Origin of the sequence: Helicobacter mustelae (assembly GCF_900476215.1) — a bacterium.
Classification (GTDB): domain Bacteria; phylum Campylobacterota; class Campylobacteria; order Campylobacterales; family Helicobacteraceae; genus Helicobacter_H; species Helicobacter_H mustelae.
The window spans coordinates 1,059,219-1,082,495 of sequence record NZ_LS483446.1 but is presented as its reverse complement, the minus strand read 5'-3'; the positions used below and the strand labels follow the sequence as shown (position 1 = coordinate 1,082,495).

Annotated in this window: 21 protein-coding genes and 1 tRNA gene; 5 read left to right on the top strand and 17 right to left on the bottom strand. The window is 43.1% G+C overall.

Features of this window, described 5'->3' with window-relative positions:
* Positions 1-46: 46 nt before the first annotated feature.
* The 7 genes from DQN48_RS04990 to DQN48_RS04955 all read right to left on the bottom strand — a co-directional run bounded on the left by DQN48_RS04990 (position 47) and on the right by DQN48_RS04955 (position 5,401).
* Positions 47-122: transfer RNA gene (locus tag DQN48_RS04990), tRNA-Ala, on the bottom strand.
* 233 nt (positions 123-355) lie between these two features.
* Positions 356-1,072: a 1-acylglycerol-3-phosphate O-acyltransferase gene (locus tag DQN48_RS04980; protein ID WP_013023272.1), complete on the bottom strand. Its 717-nt coding sequence runs from the start codon at positions 1,070-1,072 to the stop codon at positions 356-358.
* Positions 1,069-2,241, bottom strand: coding sequence for a hypothetical protein (locus DQN48_RS04975; RefSeq protein WP_013023271.1), 1,173 nt, complete (start codon positions 2,239-2,241; stop codon positions 1,069-1,071). Before DQN48_RS04975 ends, DQN48_RS04980 begins: the two co-directional genes overlap by 4 nt.
* Positions 2,235-2,891, bottom strand: a complete 657-nt coding sequence (purQ, locus tag DQN48_RS04970) for a phosphoribosylformylglycinamidine synthase subunit PurQ (protein WP_013023270.1) — start codon at positions 2,889-2,891, stop codon at positions 2,235-2,237. Before purQ ends, DQN48_RS04975 begins: the two co-directional genes overlap by 7 nt.
* A 3-nt stretch (positions 2,892-2,894) precedes the next feature.
* On the bottom strand, positions 2,895-3,137 hold the full coding sequence (gene purS, locus DQN48_RS04965; protein WP_013023269.1) for a phosphoribosylformylglycinamidine synthase subunit PurS: 243 nt from the start codon (positions 3,135-3,137) through the stop codon (positions 2,895-2,897).
* Positions 3,127-3,849: a phosphoribosylaminoimidazolesuccinocarboxamide synthase gene (purC, locus tag DQN48_RS04960; RefSeq protein WP_013023268.1), complete on the bottom strand. Its 723-nt coding sequence runs from the start codon at positions 3,847-3,849 to the stop codon at positions 3,127-3,129. Before purC ends, purS begins: the two co-directional genes overlap by 11 nt.
* A gap of 58 nt (positions 3,850-3,907) precedes the next feature.
* Positions 3,908-5,401, bottom strand: a complete 1,494-nt coding sequence (locus DQN48_RS04955) for a S41 family peptidase (protein ID WP_013023267.1) — start codon at positions 5,399-5,401, stop codon at positions 3,908-3,910.
* A gap of 247 nt (positions 5,402-5,648) precedes the next feature.
* Here DQN48_RS04955 and DQN48_RS04950 point away from each other — a divergent pair, with 247 nt between their 5' ends.
* From DQN48_RS04950 to DQN48_RS04930, 3 genes are all read left to right on the top strand, one after another.
* Positions 5,649-8,216, top strand: a complete 2,568-nt coding sequence (locus tag DQN48_RS04950; RefSeq protein ID WP_013023266.1) for an ATP-dependent Clp protease ATP-binding subunit — start codon at positions 5,649-5,651, stop codon at positions 8,214-8,216.
* Positions 8,217-8,646: 430 nt separating this feature from the next.
* Positions 8,647-9,525 (top strand): hypothetical protein, encoded by an 879-nt coding sequence (locus DQN48_RS04940; protein WP_013023264.1) that lies wholly within the window; start codon positions 8,647-8,649, stop codon positions 9,523-9,525.
* Between the two features lie 340 nt (positions 9,526-9,865).
* On the top strand, positions 9,866-10,747 hold the full coding sequence (locus DQN48_RS04930; RefSeq protein WP_013023263.1) for a hypothetical protein: 882 nt from the start codon (positions 9,866-9,868) through the stop codon (positions 10,745-10,747).
* A gap of 58 nt (positions 10,748-10,805) precedes the next feature.
* Here DQN48_RS04930 and DQN48_RS07680 read toward each other — a convergent pair whose 3' ends face one another.
* The 5 genes from DQN48_RS07680 to DQN48_RS04910 all read right to left on the bottom strand — a co-directional run bounded on the left by DQN48_RS07680 (position 10,806) and on the right by DQN48_RS04910 (position 15,232).
* Complete coding sequence (locus tag DQN48_RS07680) at positions 10,806-10,979, bottom strand: hypothetical protein (RefSeq protein ID WP_158303472.1); 174 nt, start codon at positions 10,977-10,979, stop codon at positions 10,806-10,808.
* An 85-nt stretch (positions 10,980-11,064) separates the two neighbouring features.
* Positions 11,065-12,207 (bottom strand): glycosyltransferase family protein, encoded by a 1,143-nt coding sequence (locus tag DQN48_RS04925; protein WP_013023261.1) that lies wholly within the window; start codon positions 12,205-12,207, stop codon positions 11,065-11,067.
* Positions 12,195-12,893, bottom strand: coding sequence for a pilus assembly FimT family protein (locus tag DQN48_RS04920; protein ID WP_013023260.1), 699 nt, complete (start codon positions 12,891-12,893; stop codon positions 12,195-12,197). Before DQN48_RS04920 ends, DQN48_RS04925 begins: the two co-directional genes overlap by 13 nt.
* Positions 12,893-14,143 carry a hypothetical protein gene (locus DQN48_RS04915; RefSeq protein WP_041913151.1) on the bottom strand — a complete coding sequence of 417 codons (1,251 nt, stop codon included), beginning with the start codon at positions 14,141-14,143 and terminating at the stop codon, positions 12,893-12,895. The genes DQN48_RS04920 and DQN48_RS04915 overlap by 1 nt, the downstream gene beginning before the upstream one ends.
* A 135-nt stretch (positions 14,144-14,278) precedes the next feature.
* Entirely contained in the window at positions 14,279-15,232 is a 954-nt protein-coding gene (locus tag DQN48_RS04910) for a DMT family transporter (RefSeq protein WP_049762199.1), read from the bottom strand.
* 42 nt (positions 15,233-15,274) lie between these two features.
* On the opposite strand from DQN48_RS04910, the gene hisH reads away from it, so the two are divergent.
* Positions 15,275-15,889: an imidazole glycerol phosphate synthase subunit HisH gene (hisH, locus tag DQN48_RS04905; RefSeq protein WP_013023257.1), complete on the top strand. Its 615-nt coding sequence runs from the start codon at positions 15,275-15,277 to the stop codon at positions 15,887-15,889.
* A gap of 460 nt (positions 15,890-16,349) precedes the next feature.
* Complete coding sequence (locus DQN48_RS04900) at positions 16,350-17,552, top strand: NAD(P)/FAD-dependent oxidoreductase (RefSeq protein ID WP_013023256.1); 1,203 nt, start codon at positions 16,350-16,352, stop codon at positions 17,550-17,552.
* A gap of 378 nt (positions 17,553-17,930) precedes the next feature.
* Here the strand turns inward: DQN48_RS04900 and DQN48_RS04895 are convergent, their stop codons facing one another.
* From DQN48_RS04895 to DQN48_RS04875, 5 genes are read right to left on the bottom strand one after another with little or no spacing between them, the layout of a single operon-like run.
* Positions 17,931-18,650: a YebC/PmpR family DNA-binding transcriptional regulator gene (locus DQN48_RS04895; protein WP_013023255.1), complete on the bottom strand. Its 720-nt coding sequence runs from the start codon at positions 18,648-18,650 to the stop codon at positions 17,931-17,933.
* Positions 18,634-19,629 (bottom strand): porphobilinogen synthase, encoded by a 996-nt coding sequence (hemB, locus tag DQN48_RS04890; RefSeq protein WP_013023254.1) that lies wholly within the window; start codon positions 19,627-19,629, stop codon positions 18,634-18,636. The genes DQN48_RS04895 and hemB overlap by 17 nt, the downstream gene beginning before the upstream one ends.
* A gap of 9 nt (positions 19,630-19,638) precedes the next feature.
* Entirely contained in the window at positions 19,639-20,601 is a 963-nt protein-coding gene (locus tag DQN48_RS04885; RefSeq protein WP_013023253.1) for a TIGR01212 family radical SAM protein, read from the bottom strand.
* 2 nt (positions 20,602-20,603) lie between these two features.
* Complete coding sequence (gene purF, locus DQN48_RS04880; RefSeq protein WP_013023252.1) at positions 20,604-22,004, bottom strand: amidophosphoribosyltransferase; 1,401 nt, start codon at positions 22,002-22,004, stop codon at positions 20,604-20,606.
* The gene (locus tag DQN48_RS04875; protein WP_013023251.1) at positions 21,988-23,277 is read right to left on the bottom strand and encodes an ArsS family sensor histidine kinase; all 1,290 of its coding nucleotides are present in this window, start codon (positions 23,275-23,277) and stop codon (positions 21,988-21,990) included. The genes purF and DQN48_RS04875 overlap by 17 nt, the downstream gene beginning before the upstream one ends.

The window sequence follows — 23,277 nt, the reverse complement described above, 5'->3', positions numbered from 1 at the left end:
ATCTTGGATTGCTTTTGGTGGTCTTAGTTTTTTGGATGGAAGGGAATGGTGGAGCATAGCGGGTTCGAACCGCTGACCCCAACGCTGCCAGCGTTGTGCTCTCCCAACTGAGCTAATGCCCCTTTCATGACCAGGAATTATAGCAAAAGTTTTTTGATTTGCCAACAAAAAGCCAAAGCCCGCGAGTTTCAGGGCACAAGAAATTTTCTAGACCCACAACATAGGCCACTAAGTGAAAATTTTTTTTTGCCAACAATACAAGCCCTAAGGCTTGCTTGAGGGTTAAGATTTTTAAAGCCTCACAGGGCTTTAAGGCAAACCAAAATGCCCTAAAGCCCAAAGAGCAAAAAATCCATTAGGCTTTTGTATGCATTGCTGCATTCATTTGATGATAATGCTCCAAATAAGTCGCATGCATCTGAGATTTGAGTTCCTCATACCAATTAGCATGGTTTTGATAATCGGGCTCAAAGGCTTCCAGACACACCACTCTTGCGCGACTTGTCTGCGTTTCTAGGGGGGAGGTATTGTAGAGCTTTTTTGTGTGGACAAAGAGGATGGGCTGGATTTTGAGTTGGAATTTCTCTGCTAGGATTTTTGCTCCAGGTTTGAAGGGGAGAAAATCCTCTAATCCCTTGCTGCGTGTGCCTTCTGGGAAAATGGCTATGGGGCGATTTTGAGAGAGTTTTTCTTTGACGCTTTTTAACAAAAATGCCAGCCCTTTTTTGTCTTCGCGATCAATGAGAATCATCTCTGGGCCCCTTAGCGCATAGCCATAAAAAGGGATTTCTCCTAGTTGCTTTTTGGCCACCCAGCAGATATTTTGAGGATGATAGGCCTCTAGGCACATGATGTCTGTGAGGCTTTGGTGATTCATGATGATGAGCGTGGCGCTTCTGTCAAACTCTCCGATTCTCTCTAACTCAAAGCCACAGAGTGGAAACCAAATTTTGCATGCGCGCCTAGCTTTTAGTGCGTTGTTTTTGTGTTTTGTAAGAAAGATAAAAAACATGATGATTGCTAGGCCAATCCCCATGACAAAGGTTGCATAGATTGCTTTGAGTTTTCTCATTTTTTCTTCTTTTTGATCCAGCCGATGTGGCCATCTTTGGTGATGATTTTATAAAAATTCTCATGCGAGCCAATGATCTCTGCCTCCATGGGTGAGGTTGGCACAAATAGGGTGGTAGAATTTTGCGTGGGCAGGATTTTGACCACATCATTGGGCTGCAAGATGATGTCATTGCGATAAAAAATATGCCAGAGTAAATAGCAAAGCAGCAATACAGCGAGCAAAAGAAGCCATTTGCTGCGCCACAGGAAAATATAAAGCAGGACACACACAAGGATGCCCAGGATCAAAAGCAGCGTAAAATATAGCAAAAAGATATTTTTTGGCTTGAGATCATCCTGGGCTGCGACATTATCATGAGAGAGGATGACTGGGATGGTGAGGGTCTTGAAATGGTTGGTGGTAAGGGAGAAAAAATCAAAGGAGAGGGAAGAGATATTTTTGGGAAAAATACAATAATAAATCCCATGCCCATCTTCTAGTTTTTTGGCCTCTTGCTTTTTAATTCTGCTATCTGGCAAGACAAAATCTTCAAGATTGGCATTTTTCCCCTCAAGTTCTAGCACCATAATATAATCCATGTCATCATAATTTTTGGTCTTTGTGCGCAAGATTTTGAGATCATCTGCCACCACACCAGAGTATTTGGGATTGCTCTTGAGGTCATAGATATTGAGTGCAATCTTTGGGGTGAGTGCACTATCTTGGTATTTCCCATCATCTGAGATGGCTGTGGCCTTGATTTGGGGAAGACTTGCATTCTTGCTTTTAATCTTGTAGGTGAAGGTAGCTTGATAGCTCTTATCTGGTTGGAGATCCCATGTGACATCTGGGTTGGTGAGCTTGATTCTTTGGGGATTGATGGGGGTGGTGAATTCTGTCTTTGCAAGAGAGGCGTTTGAAAGCGGCAAGAGATTGTAGGTGATGGAGATGCTTTGGCCAACATAGATCATTTTTTTGAGATTTTTTTCTGGCGTGATGTTTTTGATATAGATGATTTTGGAGGGTGAGAGAGGGAGGCTTGGATCATAATCTTGCAGGATGGTATTATTTTTGATGCTTTTGGGGTTTTTGGCATTTCCTTGGGATTTTTGCTGGGCTTGCAGGGAATTTTGCTGGGCATTTGCGCAGAAAATGCAAAAGAAAAAAACAAAGAAAAATCTTAACATGAGCAGAGATTTCTGAGCATTTTTAGGCCAGCATCATTACCAAGTAAGAGCTCTGAAGCTCTCTCTGGATGGGGCATGAGCCCAAAGATATTTTTTTCTTTATTGCAGATCCCTGCGATATTTTCTACAGAACCATTGGGATTGTCTTTGTAGGTTAGTAGAATCTGCTCATTTTCCCTCAATCCCTCTAGTGTCTTTTCATCTGTGAAGTAATTTCCATCAGCATGAGCGATGGGCAAGGTGATGGAGGTGTTTTTTTGGTAATTTTGTAGAAATTTATTGTTTGTATTTGAGAGGATTAGCTCTTGTTGCTTGGAGACAAAGTTAAGATGATGATTGCGCTTTAGCACCCCTGGAAGGAGCTTCGCTTCTGTGAGGATCTGAAAGCCATTGCAGATTCCCAGCACCAGCCCTCCGTGATTTGCATAGCGAACTACACCTTTCATGATGGGAGCAAAGCGTGCAATCGCACCGCTGCGCAAATAATCTCCATAGCTAAAGCCCCCGGGAATGACCACAAGCTTGGTGTTTGAGGGTAGGGATGTTTCTTTGTGCCAGATCATGCCTACTTCTTGACTCAAAAGATCTCGATAGACATGCTGCATGTCTTTTTCACAATTTGTGCCAGGAAACTGCAGAATCGCAATCATCTTCTATTCTCTTATTTCAATGCTAAAATCTTCGATCACAAGATTTGCTAACAGCTCTTTTGCCATTTTTTCTGCCTGAGCTTTTACTTTTTGCGCATCTTGAGAGAGGAAGTGAATGGTGATCTTTTTGCTCATTTCCAAATAATCAAAGCCTTCAAACCCCAGGCTTTTGAGTGCATTTTGGATGGCCTTTGCCTCGGGGTCTAGTACGCCCTGTTTGAGTTTGATAGAAATATCAGCTTTCATTTGCACTCCTTATGCGGTAAAACACTTCTTCATATGCGGCATAAACATCGCCTAAATCCTGGCGAAAGATATCTTTATCGAGTTTTTGGTTGGTGTCTTTGTCCCAAAATCTGCAGCTATCAGGGCTAATCTCATCTGCTAGCAGGATTTCTCCTTGTGCACTCTTTCCAAACTCTAGTTTAAAATCAATGAGTCGCAAGCTTTTTGCAGCAAAAAATTCCTGCAAGATACCATTGATCTTGCGCCCCTGATTTTTGAGAAATTCTAGATCTTCTTGATTTTGTGTGATGCCCAAAATCCTGCAGTGCTCATCATTAATGAGGGGATCACCTAGCTCATCATCTTTGTAATAAAATTCCACCAGGCTAAAGGGCAAAACCTTGCCCTCTTCTATGCCAAGCCTTTTGCTAAGCGAGCCTGTGGCGACATTGCGTACAACAACCTCGATGGGGATGATTTCTACTTTTTGACAAAGCATATGTGTGGAATCTAGGGTTTTTTTATAATGCGTGGGGATGTGGTTTTTTTCTAGCAATGCAAAAAGCAGGCTAGAGATTGCGCAATTAAGCGCCCCCTTGCCCACTTCCTGGCCCTTTTTCTGCGCATTAAATGCAGTGAGATCGTCTTTAAATTCAGCGATGACTAGCCCTGCATCCTCTGTAGCAAAAATCCTCTTTCCCTTTCCTTCATACAAAAGTTGTTTCTTTTCCATGGTTTGCTTTCTTGTTTTTGTCTCTTTGCATTTTGGCTTGGCTTTGTTAAACCCGTCTTTATCTGTGTTTTTTGTCAGATTTTTCCTCTGTTATTGCTTCTGTCTTTTTCTCAGAGTCATTCTGAGCTTCTGTGATTTTTTTTAGTTCTAGAGGGGATTTTACAGGGGATTTGATGATGTTCCAGGTTTTTAGCAAGTCAATGGCTGTTTTTAACTGAATGTCATTGTTGATGTCACTCTCTGTGATGATGTTTTTTTTGTTTTCCTCTTTTTTGGATTTATTTCCTATTTTGTCATTTTTTGCTCTATCGCCCTTATTTCTGCCTTTTTTGTCAAATTTTTCCTCTGTTGTTGCCTCTGTCTTTTCTTCATTGAGCTTAATGAGCTCATTTCGTAGGTGATTTTTGAGATCTGCTTCCTTGATCTCAAATCCCCCTTCATTTTGGGGTACCTTGCCTGCATAGACTAGAATATCAGGGGTGATCCCAATGGCTTGAATGGTGCGGCCGCTAGGGAGATAATATTTTGCGGTGGTGAGCTTGATGGCAGAATCATTATCCACCACAGGTAAAACCACTTGCACGCTGCCCTTACCAAAGGACTTTTCTCCAACAATCAATGCGCGCTTATAATCCTGTAGCGCACCTGAGACAATCTCGCTAGCACTCGCTGTCCCTCCGTTGATGAGCACGACGATGGGGAGTTTTTCATAAGGGGCCTTGCCATTGGCCTTGTATTCGACATTTTCATTTTTTACCCTGCCTTTTTGTGAGACAATCACCCCATCCTTGATAAATAGCTCAGAAAGCCCCACAGCCTGGTTGAGTAGGCCGCCGGGATTGTTGCGAAGATCTAGGATCAACCCATCGATCTTGCCAGCTTTTTCTAGCGCGGCCTTCACAGAACTGGTGACATTTTTGTCAAAATTATTCACGCGGATATAGAGGAATTTCTCTCCCTCAATCTTGCGGGCATGCACGGATTTGATCTGCACGATGTCGCGCGTGATCTTAAACTCAAGAGGTTTGGGTGCACCCTTGCGATAGATGGTGAGATTGATGGAGGTTTTTGGCTTGCCTCGCATGAGATTTACCGCATCATCAATGCTCATATTCAGCGTGCTTTCATTATTGATTTTGAGGATGATATCCCCACTTTTTAGACCGGCTTTTTGCGCGGGGGAATCATCAAGGGGAGAAATGACAGTAAGTGCGCCATCTTTCATGCCCACGGTGATGCCAAGCCCGCCAAACTCACCCTCTGTCTGGGCCTGTAATTCTTTGAATTTCTTTGCTGTGAGATAATCAGAATGTGCATCCAGATTGGTGAGCAGCCCAGAAATGGCCTTATCTACGATTTGGGAGATGTCAACGTCATCTACATAAACCTTTTCTACGGTATTAATTACCTTGGTAAGCTTGTTAAACGCATCGATGCGTTCTTGTTGGGTGCTTTTTTTGTGAGGGAGAGTCTCTGCATGGATGTTTTGAAACAGAAGAGCCAGGCTCACAAAGCCAGTGGTCAAAAAGCCTGATAGGAAATATTTACTCATTTTACACGCCTATTTTCTTAAAATTTTTGCGCTTGATTTTATCACAAAGAATGCACAAAATGGATATAAGGAAAAAATTTCCTATTTTTTGGCTTGCATCTCTGGGTATCTCTGGGTATCTCTGGGGCAGGTCATCCCCTGATATTTCTGGATTATTTTTGAGTTTTATAGGAATTTACTTATAAAACTTGACAACATTACACTAAAGTTATATAGTGGCAGGGTTATAAAAGTTAAGGAGTTTATGATGAATATTTTTGAAAAACTTACCAATCCACTTAAGGAAAATCTAGATTCTGCCGCTGCACTTGCGCTACATCAAAAAAATCAAGAGATTGACCTCATTCATATTGCTTGGGCATTGCTAAACACCCCCCAATCCCTGCTCAATCAAGCACTGGATAAAATGCAGCAAAATAGCCGAGAGATCGAGCTCATTGTGCGCAGCAACGCAGAGAAGCTCCCCAAGGTCTCGCATATAGAAAAAGAAAATCTAAGCCTCTCTAAAGGCCTGCAAAAGGCATTGCAAGAGGCAGAGGGCCTAGCCATAAAAAATGGGGATAAATTCATAGCCATTGATACATTAATCCTTGCAAATCTCAAGGAATTTGGAGAGATTTTGGGAGGAGGCATAGAGTTGCTTGAGCTTAAAAAGACCCTGCAATCCTTGCGTGCAGGACGCAAGATCGAAGATGCGGGCGGGGATTGCATGCTAGAGGCATTGGAGAAATTTGGCATCGATCTCACCAAAAAAGCCCAGGACAATCTGCTAGATCCCGTCATTGGCCGGGATGAGGAGATCACAAGAATGATGCAGATCCTTATTCGCAAGACCAAAAACAATCCTATTTTGCTGGGCGAGCCAGGGGTGGGGAAAACTGCTGTGGTGGAGGGGCTTGCCCAGCAAATCATCAAGAAAGAAGTACCGCTATCTCTGCAAAATAAGCGCATTATTGTGCTGGATATGAGCCTGCTAGTGGCAGGGGCGAAGTATCGCGGAGAATTTGAGGAGCGATTGAAAAATATCCTAGAGGAAGTCAAAAAGGCTGGCAATATCATTTTGTTCATCGATGAGATTCACACCATTGTTGGTGCTGGGGCAAGTGAGGGGAGCATGGATGCAGCAAATATCCTAAAACCTGCTCTTGCGCGCGGGGAGCTGCACACTATCGGGGCTACAACACTCAAAGAATATCGCAAATATTTTGAAAAAGACGCCGCACTCACTAGGAGATTTCAGCCCATCTTCCTTAATGAGCCAAGCATCTCTGAAGCACTTCAAATCCTGCGCGGGCTCAAAGAAAAGCTAGAGACCCATCATAATGTAAGCATCACAGATTCTGCATTGGTGGCAGCTGTGAAGCTCTCGCATCGCTATATCACCGATAGATTTTTGCCTGATAAGGCTATTGATCTCATCGATGAGGGAGCTGCGGAACTCAAAATGCAGATTGAATCAGAACCCAGTGCCCTGCGCAATATCAAGCGTGTGATCCAGCGCCTAGAGGTAGAAAAAGAAGCGCTGCATATGGAAAACAAGCCCACAAATGCAAATCGCTTGGAAGAACTAGAAAAAGAGCTTGCCAATCAAGTCGAGAAGAAAAATTCCCTGCAGATGCAATTTGACAATGAAAAATCCGTATTCAAAGAAATCGCGCAAATGAAAAATACCATTGATGCATTGAAGCGCGAATCTGAGATTGCCAAGCGCAACGGGGATTATAACAAGGCTGCAGAGATTGATTATGCAAAGATCCCAGAGGCTCAAAATCAAGAAAAATCCCTGCAGGATAGATGGGAAGAGATGCAAAAAAATGGCACGCTTTTGCAAAATGCGCTTACAGAGGAGAGCATCGCAGAAATCGTCTCGCGCTGGACACAAATCCCTGTGAAAAGAATGCTCCAAGAAGAAAGAGAAAAGATTTTGAACATAGAACTAGAATTGCGCAAAAGTGTGGTGGGGCAGGATGAGGCATTGCATGCCATTGCCCGTGCGATCAAGCGCAACAAAGCAGGTCTAAGCTCTAGCAATCACCCCATTGGCAGTTTTATGTTTCTGGGTCCCACCGGGGTGGGGAAAACCCAGAGTGCGAAATCTTTGGCGGAATTTTTATTCCTCTCGCAGAAAAATCTCATTCGCATTGATATGAGTGAATACATGGAAAAACATGCAGCAAGCAGGCTTGTGGGTGCACCTCCTGGGTATGTAGGCTATGAAGAGGGTGGGCAGCTCACAGAGGCCGTGCGCAGGAAGCCTTATAGTGTGGTTCTTTTTGATGAGATCGAGAAGGCACATCCTGATGTGTTTCATATTCTTTTACAGGTGCTTGATGATGGGAGATTGACTGATAATAAAGGCGTGGTGGTGGATTTTCGCAATACCATTATTATCCTTACTAGCAATATTGCAAGTGATAAAATCCTAGAGCTCAAAGACAGGGAAGAAAAAAAGCGTGCGGTGGAATCCAGTCTCAAGCAGTATTTCAAACCAGAATTTCTCAATCGCTTGGATGATATCGTGATCTTTAATCCCTTGGATCTTGGGGGAATTGTAGAAATCGTGGATATTATGTTTGACTCCATTGCCAAAAAGCTCATAGAGCGCGGGATTGTCGTTGAGCTTGAGTCTGCAGCCAAGGAATGGATTGCGCAAGTGGGATTTGATCCCATCTATGGCGCTAGGCCTCTGAAGCGTGCGCTTTATGAGCAAATCGAGGATGCGTTAGCTGAACTCATCTTGCAAGATAAAATCAAAGAGGGCAGTAAGGTGGTCTTTGCTGTCAAAAACGATGCTATAGAGGCGCAGATTTCTTAAAAGATTGCTTGAGGGGGTGTGTGTGGTGGGTTTTGTGGCATGCGTGGTTGAAAGATGTGGGGGAGTGAGAGGAGGGGTGATTTTACTTGGTATTTGATGCTTTGATAAAGCCCTCAAGAACTCTGCAGCAGATGGGGTAGATTTTCAAATTCCTACTTGAGGATTTTGCACAGAGGATGCTATAATGACGCGCAATTTTTCTCAAAAATCTTAAGGAGAGTTGAATGTCTATTGTGCAAACCCTCAAAGAGTCTCTATTTTCCTCCATAAATCATTGTCAAAATCTCGCCACAAATCCTGCGCAAAAACTCCAAAATCCATGCTTTTTGTACTTAGATTGTCTTAAGAGAGTTTTCTCCTGCCCCCCCCCCCTGGCAGCTTTTTTCTCAATCCCGCCATCTTGGCTCTCTAGTTTTGCTTGGAGGGCTATATGTTTAGCAAATTCAGAAGACTTGCATACTATGGGAGGATGTTCCTTGACTTTCTTAAAACCTCACGCAAACTCGCACTTTATGCAGAGAGTCGCTTCCTCTATGAAGCCAATCGCAGGATTTTAACTACCAATTATCAGAGCGAGGAGATTGAGCAAAATGACATCATCATTAGTTTTACCACGCATAGGGAGCGTATCCACTATGTGCATTATGTGCTAGATTCTCTTTTTTTCCAGACAATTAGACCCCAAGAAGTGCGCCTTTATCTCACGCAGGGAGAATACCAAAGTCTCCCCAAGGTGCTCAAAAAATTTGGCTCTTGGCTTAAGATTATTGAAGTAGAAGACCTAGGGACATTCAAAAAATTCATCCCTGCCCTGCAAGATGTCTCACGCCATCAGACTCTAATTAGCCTAGATGATGATCTCATCTATCCCCCAGACTTTGTACAAAAGCTAGTAGATCTCAAAGCAAGGCATCAAGACTCTATGATTACATTCATGGCCTATCGCGATAGGAAAACGGGTTTTTTTGATAGGGTCACAGGCTGTGGGATCTTGTGGAATCTGGATGTGTTTAACACAGAGGCAAATCCAGATTTTTTTAAAAAAGAGCTTTTCATTGATGCGGTTGGCTTGCGAAATCTTGATGATGCTTGGACGAGCTTTTATTGCAAGGCTCTTGGGGTAAATATCCATGCCGTGCATGAGAATTATCTGCGTACCTATTACCATCGCTTCATCCCACTACCTAGTGAGGTCCTGCATGCAGTCTCTATGGCCAAATCAGAGCTAAACATCAGAAGGGGTGGGCGCAAGGCCGAGAAGCGTATAAAAAAGATCATCAAGGAGTTGATGGAAAAAAGCACAAGATAGGCTAATGACGCGCAATTTTTCCCCTATGCTGGGGTTTTGGCAAAAGTTAGGCTTTTTCAAATTCCTACTTGAGGATTTTGCACAGAGGATGCTATAATGACGCGCAATTTTTCTCAAAAATCCAAGGAGAGTTGAATGTCTATTGTGCAAACCCTCAAAGAGTCTCTATTTTCCTCCATGAATCATTGTCAAAATCTCGCCACAAATCCTGCGCAAAAACTCCAAAATCTATGCTTTCTGTACTTAGATTGTCTGAAGAGAGTTTTCTCCTGCCCCCCCCCCTGGCAGCTTTTTTCTCAATCTCGCTATCTTGGCTCTCTAGTTTTGCTTGGAGGGCTATATGTTTAGCAAATTCAGAAGACTTGCATACTATGGGAGGATGTTCCTTGAGAATGTCAGGGCCCAAAAAAAGCAGATGCGCCATGCAGAGAGTCGCTTCCTCTATGAAGCCAATCGCAGGATTTTAACTACCGATTATGGGGCCCAAAAAATCCTGCAAAATGACATTATTGTAAGCTGCACGACCCATAGGGATCGCATTGATTATATTCACTACATGCTAGATTCTCTTTTTTTCCAGACAATTAGACCCCAAGAAGTGCGCCTTTATCTCACGCAAGGAGAGTACCAAAGCCTCCCTCTGGTTTTTGAAAATTTTGGCTCTTGGCTTAAGATTATTGAAGTAGAAGACCTAGGGACATTCAAAAAATTCATCCCTGCCCTGCAAGATGTCTCACGCCATCAGACTTTAATTAGCCTAGATGATGATCTCATCTATCCCCCAGATTTCATCAAAAAGCTAGTAGATCTCAAAGCAAGGCACCAAGACTCTATGATCACTTATTTGGCTTGGCAAAATAGTAATCATGGTTTTGCATCCGTGGCAGGCTGTGGGATCTTGTGGAATCTGGATGTGTTTAACACAGAGGCAAATCCAGATTTTTTTAAAAAAGAGCTTTTCATTGATGCGGTTGGTTATCGCAATAATGATGATGCTTGGATTGGTATCTACTGCCAAGGGCTTGGGGTGGATATCAAGGCGGTCTATGAGGATTATGATGAGGCTTATCTCAATAACTTCCTCCCGCTGCCCAGCGAGAGATTGCATGCGATCTCCACTGCTCCCTCAGAGCTCAATATCGCCTCCTATGCCTATAAGGCTGAGGCACGCATGCTAGAGATCGTAAAAGAATTGATGGAAAAAAAGCACAAGATAGGCTAATGCACCTGGCCATAAGGCTTGGTGCTAGTCTTTGCTTTGTTGCTGGTAGGACACTAATTTACTGGGTCTCTATCACAGGAAAATACATCGTGCTCATCCCTGGCACTTCTCTGCATAATTTTCCCCCTACATCGTGGTCTTCTTGATTTTGAGATTCTACCCTAGCGCTAGCCTTCAGCTGTGCCCCAAAGAAAAACTCCCCTAGAGCAAAGCCTACCAAATCCAAAAACACTACTCCAAAAGTATAGAGTGATTAGAATAGGGCTTCAATCCCCATTAGGCGGGCTATCTGTCTGTAAATTCCAAAAAGCATAGAGCTAGGATAGCAGCCCTTCAATCCAGCGCAGGATTTTTTGGCGATTTTCTGTGGTGTTGAGGATTTTTGCAGCCCTATCAGAGGCAGTTTTATAGGCTGCAATCTCTTCTTTTTGCAATGCGTTGATGGTGGAAGCTAGGGATTCTGGGGTGAAATCCTGGCTCATTTTTCCCACCTGCCACAAGGATAGGAAATCTCTTAGGCTTGGGAGTGGGGGGGCTATGAGTGCTAGGCGCGCTTGGATGTATTCAAAAAATTTATTGGGGAGGGCGTGGGCGTTGTTGAAGGTGTTTGGTGAGAGGGTGAGGATGCCAATGTCAAAATTATTGGTAAAAGGAATGATTTCTTCCATGCTTACGGGTGCTAGAAAATTGACATTTTTTGGGGCATTTTTCTCTAGCGTTTCTAAAAATCCTTTGATATTGCTAAGTCCTAGGATTTGCATGCAAAAATCCCCACGCAATTGATGGGCAATCTCTAGCAAAAAAGCAGAATTGCGATCTGGGCTTAAAAAGCCATGATAGATGATGTTGATGGGAGTTTTTAGGGGGTTTGGTTTGAGCTCATGATAGGGAGGTAGGGAGTGGAAGACTTCACAATGCAGACCAAATTCCTCTTTGTATTTTTGCGCGATGCCTTCACTCACTGTGATTGCAAAATCCACATGAGGCAAAAATTCCCTGCAAAGAAAGCCAAAAAACTCCCCAAAGCCTGCCATCCACTCAGGGTCATTTTCATATTGCAGGGGATAGTATTCGCGCAAATCAATTAGGATTTTTAGCGAGGGGTTGTAGGATTTTTTGTAATCCAGTCCAAAGGCAAGCAAAGTGATGTCCTCGATGATGAAAAGATCCATCTTTGGCATCTTTGTAAAAAATTCTAAAATCTTTAAGCGATTGGGGGTGTAGACCAAGGGAAGAAAATCCTTATTTTTTAAGCGCTGCTCTAGGATTTTTTGCTCTTCTAAACTTCGCTCTTTGGCATTCTTGCTTGCAGGATAGGCAAAGCACTCCACTCCCTCTATGGGGCTGCAATCCATGGCGATGGCATAGAGTTCATAATGCCCCTTTAGCATATCTAGCATACGCTTGGGTCGTGGGCGTTTGGTGATGTCAAAATCATTGAGTAGGGCTATTTTTGGCATGCCTCTCCTTTGAGAATGAGACCATTTTTTGGCAGGATGCAGATTGTTGTGGAGTGGGAGTTTTTAGAAAGTGTAATGATGAAGGGCTCTTTTAGAGGCGTTTGCTCCCTCCCACAATATGGCCTCCCCAAAAAATCAAAATAGATCCTTGCAGTTTGGCTCTCCTGGCAGCTTTTTTGCGCATGGATGGCAAGATGGATGCCAAAGCTCTCTTTGAGTCTTGTGGTGGTATCAGCATTATCTTTGCAAAATTCAGAGATGTTATTGTTGTTGTAGCCGCTGATGCAGTGCAGATCCCTCCCAGAAACTGCGATCAAATCCCCTGACATGGGGCGATGGTCATAGTGTGTGGTGTGGGCATAGCGGGGTGTGTCAAAATAAATGCTAAAGCTATCTTTTGTGTATTTTCCCACCAAATGGAATTGCATCTGCCACATCATGGGTTCTTTGACAAGGAAGGGCAGGGCCACAGAGGGGAAGTAGCCTTTTAGGAAATTCCCCTGCTCTGGCTTGGTGTAGCGAGTGCTGTGGGTGAGGGCTAGATTTTTGGCATAGAGGAGATTTTGGTAGAGGTATTCCCTTGCGCGCTCTAGCTGGCGATTGGAAAAGGGTCTAGCAAGAGAGATAAGGATGCCAAGCATCACAAAAACAAATAAAATTTCTAGCATCCCAAAGGCTTTTTGCATTATTTTTTCTCGAGATTGAAGCGCACAATGGCAGTGTGATTGTAGCGGATCTGGATATCGGCTTTTTTGCTTTTTGTGGGCTCTAGGATGAAATCTCCCCCTTTTTGGATCCCATAAAATTGCAGGGGCAGGGTGAGGGACTTTGGTGCTTTTATGGCAGTGATGCCATAGTCTTTGAGGGCCCTGGCGATTTCTTTGGAAAAATAATAATTGGCGGCGAAGTTGGGCTTATCAGAGAAGAAATAAGTGATTTTGTTGCCAAAAATCATAGCAGTTTGCAAAAAAAGTGCAAATAAAAGGATGCTAGAGATGATGTAGTGCTTGGTGCGAAATTGGGGGAGATGGGTGCGCAGGTCATTCAAAAAGCACTGCACCATGACAGGAATCCCTACAAGGCTTTGGGGGGCTAGGGTATAAAAGTCGATATTTTGGCGCAAAGAAAGCAGGATGCAAAATACAAGGCTGGTGCCTGCGATATAGGCAAGGAGGCTTTGTTTGTGCACAATCCCCCAATAAATACTATAGACATAATAGACAAAAAGCAGCGGGCTATAGAGGAGGGCAAGCTGGCCTAGGGTATCTAGGAAATACCCCCTAGGGATGCCATCGATGCCAAAATCATAAAGACAATAATTTAAAATCGCACAGGCAAGACAGAAAATCGCAGTTTTGTAATGCTTGGTCTTTAACATAAAAAGCGCGATTCCTAAAGAGAGGATGAGGACCCCAGAGCTAAGAAGTGCAAGAAAAAAGAGCAAAAATAGCGGCACTTGCTTGTAACGTGTGAGAAAATAGCAAATGAGCAAGGAGAGAAAAAGCACCCAACCACTTTCCACCAAAAGCAGCGCAGAGAAATTCACTGCAGGAAGTGTTATGCAGATCAAAATTGCAATGAGAGAATCGCATTTGTGTCTTAGTGTGTGTCTGCAGATCCCATAGAGCAAAAAAAGATTGCAAATGTTGAGGAATAAGAGGGGGATTTTGAGGGTGTAGTCACCCCCTAGTCTCAAAAAGGCTAGGGCATGGAAAATGGCGCGAAACGCGGTGAAAAAGGGATCTTCATTGAAGAAGAAATTCCATGCTTCTTTTTGGCTAAGCGAAATCTCCCCCACCATAAAAAGCAGTAAAAAAAGCCAGCTGCATGCAATGCAAACAAAAAGAATGTCCATGATGTCTAGGCGTCTTGAGGTTTGGTGTGTTAGATGAAACCATAGGCGCAAATAAAGAACAAGGCTTTTGAAAAGATTCATTTTGTGCACCTGCTCAATGACTGGCTCCATTTGTGTAAGTATGTAAGTCTGGGATTTGGCCTGATGTTTGGGCTTAACTTGTGATAGGGTGTCAAAAACAGCAAAAAAACCGTTTCTAATGCAATGGGTCTAGGGTTAGAGAATTTTTGCATTTTTGATTCTTTTGATGTCTTTGAGGAAGATGGGAAATGCGATAAAGAGCCCTGAGAAAATCACTAGCCCAATGCCTAGAAATCCATGCAGATTGGGGAAGGGATCGCCCAGATAAGTCCCCATTACAATCCCCCAAACAATGCGAATATAATCCATGGGGGCGAGGATGCCCGCTGGAGCACTCATATAAGCCTTGGTGAGGAAATGCTGTCCTAGCGTTCCCATAATGCCAACGAGCAAAATGAGCTCCCATTCCTTGAGGTTTGGACTGTGCCAAGTATTGTCTAAAATCTCCATGGGTGGGAGCAGTAAGAGGATACCCCCCACCAAAGTCATACTAAATCCAAAGAAAAAAATGATGAAATTATTGCTGAAATAATCCTTTAGCGTTTTGAGGGTGACTAGTGCTAGTGCGGTGCCTGCGCCGCTGATGATGCCCATGAGGATGTTGTCAAATCCAAGCGGAACGCCGAAGGGATCGCAGATAAGCAGCACCCCGAAAAATCCAATGAGTGCGGCAGTGAGATTGCTTGTGGTGATTTTTTCTTTTAAAAAAATCGCAGCAAAAATGATGGTGTAAAGCGGTGTGCTTTGCATGAAGGTTGTGGCGATGCTTAGGGGAATGGTGGCGATGTTATAAAAGAGTGCGAGCATGGCTGTGCCACCAAGGAGTGCGCGCATCCATAGCTTGAGCCATCCACCAGGTTTTTTGATGGCTTTCTCCTTACCTGGCTTGAAAAAAATAAAACACAAAAAAAGCATCATTACAAGGGAGCGAAAGAAGAGATTTTGGATGGGTGGGATGTCTGGGGAGAGGATTTTGATGAGGGCATTCATGAGAGCGAAGAAAAAGGATGCACTGAAGGTGAAAAATAAACCCAGGGAAAGATACTGCACAAAAACCCACGCTAGAAAATTAGTATAATTATACTTCATTTTAGAAATGATAAGAGCGAAGGAATTCTCAGAGAGGTAGAGATGAAAATTGGGATTATTGATTATGGCGCGGGGAATATTGGCAGTGTCTTGCAGGCCTTTGGTGCCTTTGGTGTGAAGTTAGAGCGTTTGAGGGATCCAGATGCTTTGAGGCATTGTGACAAGCTGGTTTTGCCAGGTGTGGGGGCATTTGGCGATGCGATTATGCAGCTAAGAAAAAGCAATATGGAGCAGGCGATTTTGGAATTTATAAAAAGTGGAAAATATTTTTTGGGCATTTGCGTGGGGATGCAGTTGCTCTTTGAGCGAGGCTTTGAGTTTGGCGAGCATAGGGGGCTTGGGATTTTTGAGGGGGATGTGAGGAGATTTGATGCTGCTATGCTCTCCCCTCTCAAGATCCCTCACATTGGCTGGAATCTCTGTCTTAAGCAGCGTGAGGATGAGAGATTTTTCAAGGGAATGGAGGGGGGGTTTTATCTGTATTTTGTGCATAGCTTTCATGCCATTGCCCATGCCAAGGATATCTTAGCGACCTGTGAATATGGGGTGAGCTTCCCTGCCATCGTGCAAAAAGAAAATGTCTATGCCATCCAGCCTCATCCAGAAAAATCTGACAAAAATGGTCTAAAATTACTGCAAAATTTCACGCAACTCTAGAGCGGAGTGTTTCTAAGCCCTACAATTCTCCTCCCTCTCCTATTAAATCTCTAGTGTTTTTAATTTCCTAGCCCTAAGTCTAGAATTGGTTCCCTTATCTATTTTTACACCAAATCTCGCGGCTTATTTTTGTGATTGGCTTTGTGCTACACTGTGTGCCTACGTGATTTTGTCTAAAAGAGACAAATCTCTCATGCATCCCCAAGCTCTCTAATCTCTAACCCAAATGCACCCCGCTTCTTTCTTGGAAAATTCCTAGCCTTAAATCCCGCCCCTGCATCTGTAATGCAAAAATAAATATCCAGAATTTTTATCCAAACATCGCAGCACAGGGATTTTTGAAATTTCACACTTAGCGTGATTCTTTAAGCAAAAATAGTGTAAAATGCGGACTTATTTTTATTTTATAGATCAATAAGATGCTTGGATTTTGCAAAAATAAACACAAGGGGATGGAATCATGAAGAAGACAAGGATTTTGATTATTGGAGGAGGTTATGGAGGACTCAAATCCGCACTGACCTTGCAAAAACGCCATGTAGATGCAGAAGTTACACTCATTAGCAAACACGACTACCATTACCAAACCACGCTTTTGCATAAGGTCGCCATAGGGACTCTTAGCGAACGGAAGGCAAAGATCTACTATCGTCCATTGCTAAAGAGCGTGCGATTCATCAAAGACAAGGCCATGGAGATTTGCCCAGAAGAAAATAAGGTCATTGGCAAGCTTGATACATATCATTATGATATTTTGGTCATTGCCCTTGGCTTCAAGCCTGATTTATGTGGGATTAAAGGCGTGCAGGAGCATGCCTATAAGCTTTCTTCGCTCAATGCGGCCCTGCGTCTGTGCCGGAATATTGAGTGGAAATTCAAAGACTATCATGTCACCAAAGACAAAAATAATCTTTCTTTTATTGTATGTGGTACGGGATTTACGGGGATTGAATTTACTGCTGAGCTTGCACATGATATAAAGCGTGTTTGTGCGATTTATGGACTCAACAAAGAGGATATTAAAATCACTTGCGTGGGAAGATCTTCAAGAATCTTACCAGTATTTGAAGAAAAACTCAGCCAAGTCGCAGAGAGAAAACTAAGAGATCTAGGGGTGGAGATCGTCAATAATGCCAGTGTGGAGGAATGCCAAGAGGATGGCATCATTATCACTAGAAATGGCAAGCAAGAAAAGATTTTTGGTAATACCATCTTGTGGAGCACGGGAGTCAAGGGTAATGACACTGTGGAGTATTATTCCAAAATGGAGAGTAAAAAAGGCAGGATTAAGGTGGATTCTCAGCTCAAAAACACAAATTATGACAATGTGTATGTGGTGGGGGATTGTGCGATTTTTGGTGAAAAGGATGCCATCTGTGCTCCCACTGCACAGATTGCATCGCAAATGGGAGAGTATATTGGCAATTTGCTCGCGGACAAATTAGAGGGCAAGGAGATAAAAAAAGATTTTCATTTTATTAATCGCGGTTCTATTTGCTCCATCGGACATCTGGATGCTGTGGGCATCGTATTCAAGAAAAATATTTCTGGGAAATTTGCGGCATTTATGAAGAATGTCGTAGAAAATCGCTGGCTCTTTGGCATCGGAGGGCTAAAAATGATGCTCAAAAAAGGACAGTTTCGCTATCGCAGCAGTGATTGATTTTTGCAATCCTTTTAGCAACTGGGATTGGTTTGTGATTGGGTTTGTTGGTTTTCATGAGGCTGCTTAAACTTTTGTGATTTAAGCTAGACTAAATGCCACAGTGATTGGTTTTTGTGTGGGCTGGGTTAAGCTTTTGTAGCCCTTAGGGTATGTGCAGCATCAGAGGGTTTATCATACAAAGGCTTGGGGTGAGTGGGGCAATGCATACTAGAGTATGGGGAAAAGGCAGGGATGGCCCTGCAAGAAGACATTAGTGTTTTTTAGATTTTTTAGCCCATTAAGAAACTCAAATTCCTCACCTAAACTTAGACTCTCAATTTTTGTCTGGCTCTCTTTCCTCCCCTAGACTCTCAATTTCCCCAATTGCAAAGGGCATTATTCGATATTGGTATAGACTGCCTGCACATCATCATCATCCTCAATCTTATCTATCAATTTTTCTGCTTCTAGGAGCTGCTCCTCTGTGAGCGTGATGGGAGAGTTTGCAATCCTTTGCAAAGAGGCTTTTTTGATGGGAATGCCAAGCTTTTCAAATCCCTCATTGAGCTTGCCAAAGTTTGTATAATCCCCATAGGCCACATAAAAATCTCCCTCTTCCCCATTAATTTGGCTTAGTTCTTCTAATCCATAATCAATGAGTGTGAGCTCGAGCTCGTCTGGATCGAGATTTGGAATATCAAACTCAAATACGCTTTTGCGCGTGAACATAAATTCTAGCGATCCATTGGGCACGATGCTAGCCCCGGGGGTTTTGTTGAAATAGCTTTTGAGATTGGCAATGGTGCGTGTGGGATTGTCTGTGGTGCATTCAATAAAGATTAATACCCCATTGCTAGCCTTCCCCTCATAAGTCATTTCAGAAAAGACCCCATCCTTGCCATTGGCGCGTTTGATGGCTGCATCAATATTATCCCTGGGCATATTCTGTGCCTTGGCATTGGCAATGGCAGTGCGTAGTTTGGCATTCATCATCGGGTCTATGCCACCTTCTTTTGCTGCGACAGTGATGGCCTTGGCAAGTTTGGGAAATACCTTGCTCATTTTATCCCAGCGTTTTTCTTTTGCCGCTCTTCTATACTCAAATGCTCTTCCCATAATAAGTTTCTCCTTGTAAGATTTTTGCGAGTTCTTTTGTGTGATAACTGATGATAATATCCGCACCTGCCCTCTTAAAGCTTGTTAGTGTTTCAAGCATGGCGCTTTTGTAGTCAATTAGGCCGGCTTTGCCTGCAAGCTTTAGCATCGCATATTCCCCGCTGACATTATAAACAGCCAGAGGCAGGAGTGTGCGCTCTCTGATTTCGCGCACGATGTCAAGATAGATGAGTGCAGGTTTTACCATCAAGATATCTGCACCCTCTCTCTCATCTTCCAAGCTCTCCCTAATGGCCTCGCGTCTATTGGCATGGCTTTCTTGATAGCTTTTGCGATCGCCAAAACTTGGTGTGCTCTGTGCGATATCACGAAAGGGTCCATAGTATGCGCTGGCAAATTTTGTCGAATAGCTCATGATGGGAATATGGCTAAAGTTAGCTAAATCTAAAGCTTTTCGGATGCTCATCACCATCCCATCCATCATGGTGCTTGGAGCGATGATATCTGCCCCTGCCTCTGCAAGGATGACTGCCTGCTTGCCTAGGATCTCTAAAGTAGCATCATTATCTACGCTTTGTAGCCTTTTATCAAGGATGCCACAATGCCCATGATCTGTGTATTCACAAAAACATAAATCTAGGCTTACAATCATTTCTGGAAAATGCTTTTTGATGGAAGCAGTGGCCTTTGCTACGATGCTGGAATCTTTGAGCGCAGCACTTCCAATAGTATCTTTGTGATCGGGAATGCCAAAAAGTAAAACATGAAAAATTCCTAGATTTTGAAGTTCCTCGCATTCTTTTAATAGCACATCAATGCTCATTTGATGGATGTCTGGCATGGAGGCTATGGCATTTTTTTGTGCCCTTCCTTCGATTGCAAAAAGTGGATAGATGAAATCACTTAAGTGCAATCTTGTTTCACAGACAAGCTCCCGCACCTTTTCCTTCATTCGTAGTCTACGCATTCTTGTAAACATCATCTCTCCTTAATATTTGATTTTATTTTCTAGTAAAAGATCGCGCAAATAGCGCATTTGAATATTTTTGTCAAAGCACCACTTAGGCTCGATTAGTAAATCATCATGCGCCCCAGAGCTGATTCTGTGGATCACGATTTCTTCTGGGATCCTTTGGAGGGATTTTACAATCAAGCTTCCATAAGCTTCTAGGGTGATGGGGCTGTATTGTTGATTTTTGTACATCTTGGCAAGGGGAGTGTCTTTGACCACATACAAGGGATGGATCTTAATCCCATCAATCCCCCAATCTAGCACTGTGTCTAGGGAATGCAGCATCATATCTTCATTTTCTTGAGGTAGTCCATAAATCAGATGTGCACAAACCTTGATGCCGTGATCGCGTGTGCGTGAGAAGAGCTCAGGGATGCCCGCGCTCAAATGCCCGCGATTGGTACGCTTCAAACTCTCATCAAAAACAGATTGGATTCCATACTCTAGCCAAATCTCCTTGCCCTCTTTGACATACTCACCCAAAAGCTCTAGTAACCCTTCTCCTATGCAGTCTATGCGCGTGCCAATGCTCATGCCCACTACATCGGGTAAATTCATCCCCAGCTCATAGATGGATTTGAGTGTGGAAAGAGGGGCATAGGTGTTTGTATAGGATTGGAAATAGAGCATGTATTTTTGCACAGCAAATTTATCTTTGTGAAAATTGCTATGCCAAGAAAATTGCTCTTTTAGTTGGCGGAGTTGCAGTGCTAGTATGGGGTTTTCTTTGATTTGAAAATTCATTTTAGTAGAGATTGTGGGGTCTAGTTTTGTAAGGCTTGGAGAAAAGCTCTCATTGCGGCAATAAATACATCCCCCACGTGCTACGCTGCCATCGATATTGGGACAGGTAAAACCCTGCAAAGAAATAGGAATCTTGCGCACTCTTTGCCCAAAGCGCTTTTTGAAATATCTCCCTATAGTGAGCAATTCTCTCACTTTTAGTCCTTCTTTGCTCTTGTGAAATCATCCACATAGTTTTGATCAAAGCAGGCCTGGCAATAGCTAAGATCCTCTGCTCCCACACTGCGTGCTAGCCCTTTTAATGACAAAAACCCCAGGGTATCTGCCCCAATAAAATCCCGCACTTTTTCTAAGGGATGCTGCGCGCAAATAAGATCCTTGACATCAGGAGTATCCACACCATAATAGCAAGGAGAGATGATTTGTGGAGAGCTAATCAGCAGGTGGATTTTTTTTGCTCCTGCTTGTCGCAGGATCTTGATAATTTGCCTGCTTGTGGTTCCGCGCACCACAGAATCATCAATAACGATGAGGTCTTTTCCTGCGATGATGGAGGAGATGGGATTGAGTTTTAGCTTTACTTTGAATTCTCGAATGCTTTGGGTGGGTTCGATGAAAGTCCTTCCGACATAATGATTGCGGATGATTCCTAGCTCAAATGCAATGCCCGATTCTTTGGAATAGCCAAGCGCTGCGGGTAGGCCGCTATCAGGCACGGGGATCACCATATCTGCTGGAATTTTATGTTCTTTGGCAAGTTCTGTTCCCATATTTTTGCGCATGCTATAAACGTTTTTTCCAAAGATATGGCTATCAGGACGAGCAAAATATACAAGCTCAAAAATACAAGGATGAGGCTTTGGCTCAAAAACTTGCAGGGATTTGATTTGTGCGGTTTGATCTTGCATCCCTTCAAAAATAATCATTTCTCCAGGCGCAATTTCACGGATGTATTCTGCTCCTATGAGATCAAAGGCACAGCTTTCACTGGCCACCATATAGCCTATGCTACCATTGGGATTTGTGATTTTGCCAAGACATAGAGGACGCAATCCATAACGATCGCGCACCGCAAACATCTTGCTGCGGGAGAGGAAAACCAATGCATAGGCACCATCAATAGCTTGCAGGGCATCTAGGATGCGATCTTGCAGGGATTCTTTTTTATTTTGAGCAATGAGATGAATGAGATTTTCTGTGTCCAAATAGCTTTGGAAAATCGCGCCCTTAGCGATGAGATTTTGGCGCAAATCTTTTGCATTTGTGAGATTACCATTGTGCACCACTGCAAGTTCTCCCAGATTGTACCTGGCAAAAAGAGGCTGGGAATCCTTCATGGATTCTTTTCCGGCGGTAGAATAGCGATTATGGCCAATGCTCGCATTACCCATGAGTTTTTTGAGATTTTTTTCATCAAAGACTTTTGTAACAAGGCCATTTCCCTTGATGGTCTGCAGGGTCTTGCCATTACTTGTGCTAATACCGCTGGCTTCTTGTCCTCGGTGTTGCAATGCAAAGAGCGCATAATAACTCAGCAATGCAGAGTCTTGCAAGTTGTATGTTCCAACTACCGCGCATTCCTCATTCCATTGTTTCATTTTTTCGCCTCCTTGTTTTTGGCATGATGCAAAAATTCTCTACAACGCAATCATGAATCGTGAAATAATTTATCCCACTTTTGTGTTTGTAGTCAATTTTAAAGCCTTGTGCATCTAGGGTGCTTTTGATGATATACATCCCCAGGCCAAACCCTTGTTCTGTGTTATTTTTGTTTTCATCTTTGAAATAGGGTTTAAAGTATTCATGAAAATCTTTTTGCAGCGCAGAGCCCTTGTTGCTAATAATGAGATCGCTGTAATGGCTGCCTACAAATACTTTTTTGTCCGGGCTGTATTTGATGGCATTATCTAAGAGATTTTTAATCGCCATGGCAAAAAGTTCAAAATCTGCCTTTATGACATCATTGGAGGCATCAAGTATGATGGGATCATTTTCTAATCCGTCAATAAGCAGCATTTTTTTTGTGTGATTGATGAGATCCTCTAGGAGGAATTCCTTTTTGGTAATATTGAGGTTCTTGGAAGCGATTTGCTCAATCTTGGCAAATTCATCAATGAGATTTTGCAAGCGCTTAAACACAGAAACAAGGCGAGTTTTTTGCAAATTATTTTCCAGCATTTCTGTGGTGATCCTGCCCTTGGTGATGGGGGTTTTGAGTTCATGCATGATGGAGCGCAAGAATAGCGAGCGGGATTTTTGGACTGCGTTGAGCTTTGCAAAGGTATTGTGAAATTCATTGGAGAGCTGGCCGATTTCATCGGTTTGATTGGTCTTGCAATTGACATCAATCCCCCCATCAGCAAAGCGCTTAACCTGGGTGGTGAGAGTTTTTAGCGGCAGCAATCCGCGAATCACAAGGATGAAGACAAGGATAAGTAGGGCAATGCCAATGAGTGTGGTAAAGTAAAAAATCCGGTAGTGGTTGGTGGAATCATCCGCATAAAGCACCGCTCGATCTTTGGTCTCTAGCAAAATATAGATCTTGTTGGTTTCTTGATCTTTGACCACCTTGGCCACGATGCCATTGAAAAACATCGAGAGGCGATTGTAATTAATCAATGCTTCTTTGATTTTTTTGTTTTTGGTTACTTTGAATTTCAGTTCTTTGAGGAGATTTTCCACACTTTTAAAGGTGCTATAGGGAGTGATGATGCGATTGATGGCGATGGTTATCTGTTCATATCTCAGCGCAGCGGTTTCTACTTCGTTTTCCTTCTGATATTGGATGAAATAAAAAGAAAACGCAGAAAAACTAATCAGTGAAAATAAAAACAAAAGAGTGATTTTGAAAAAAATAGAATTTCTAATCAT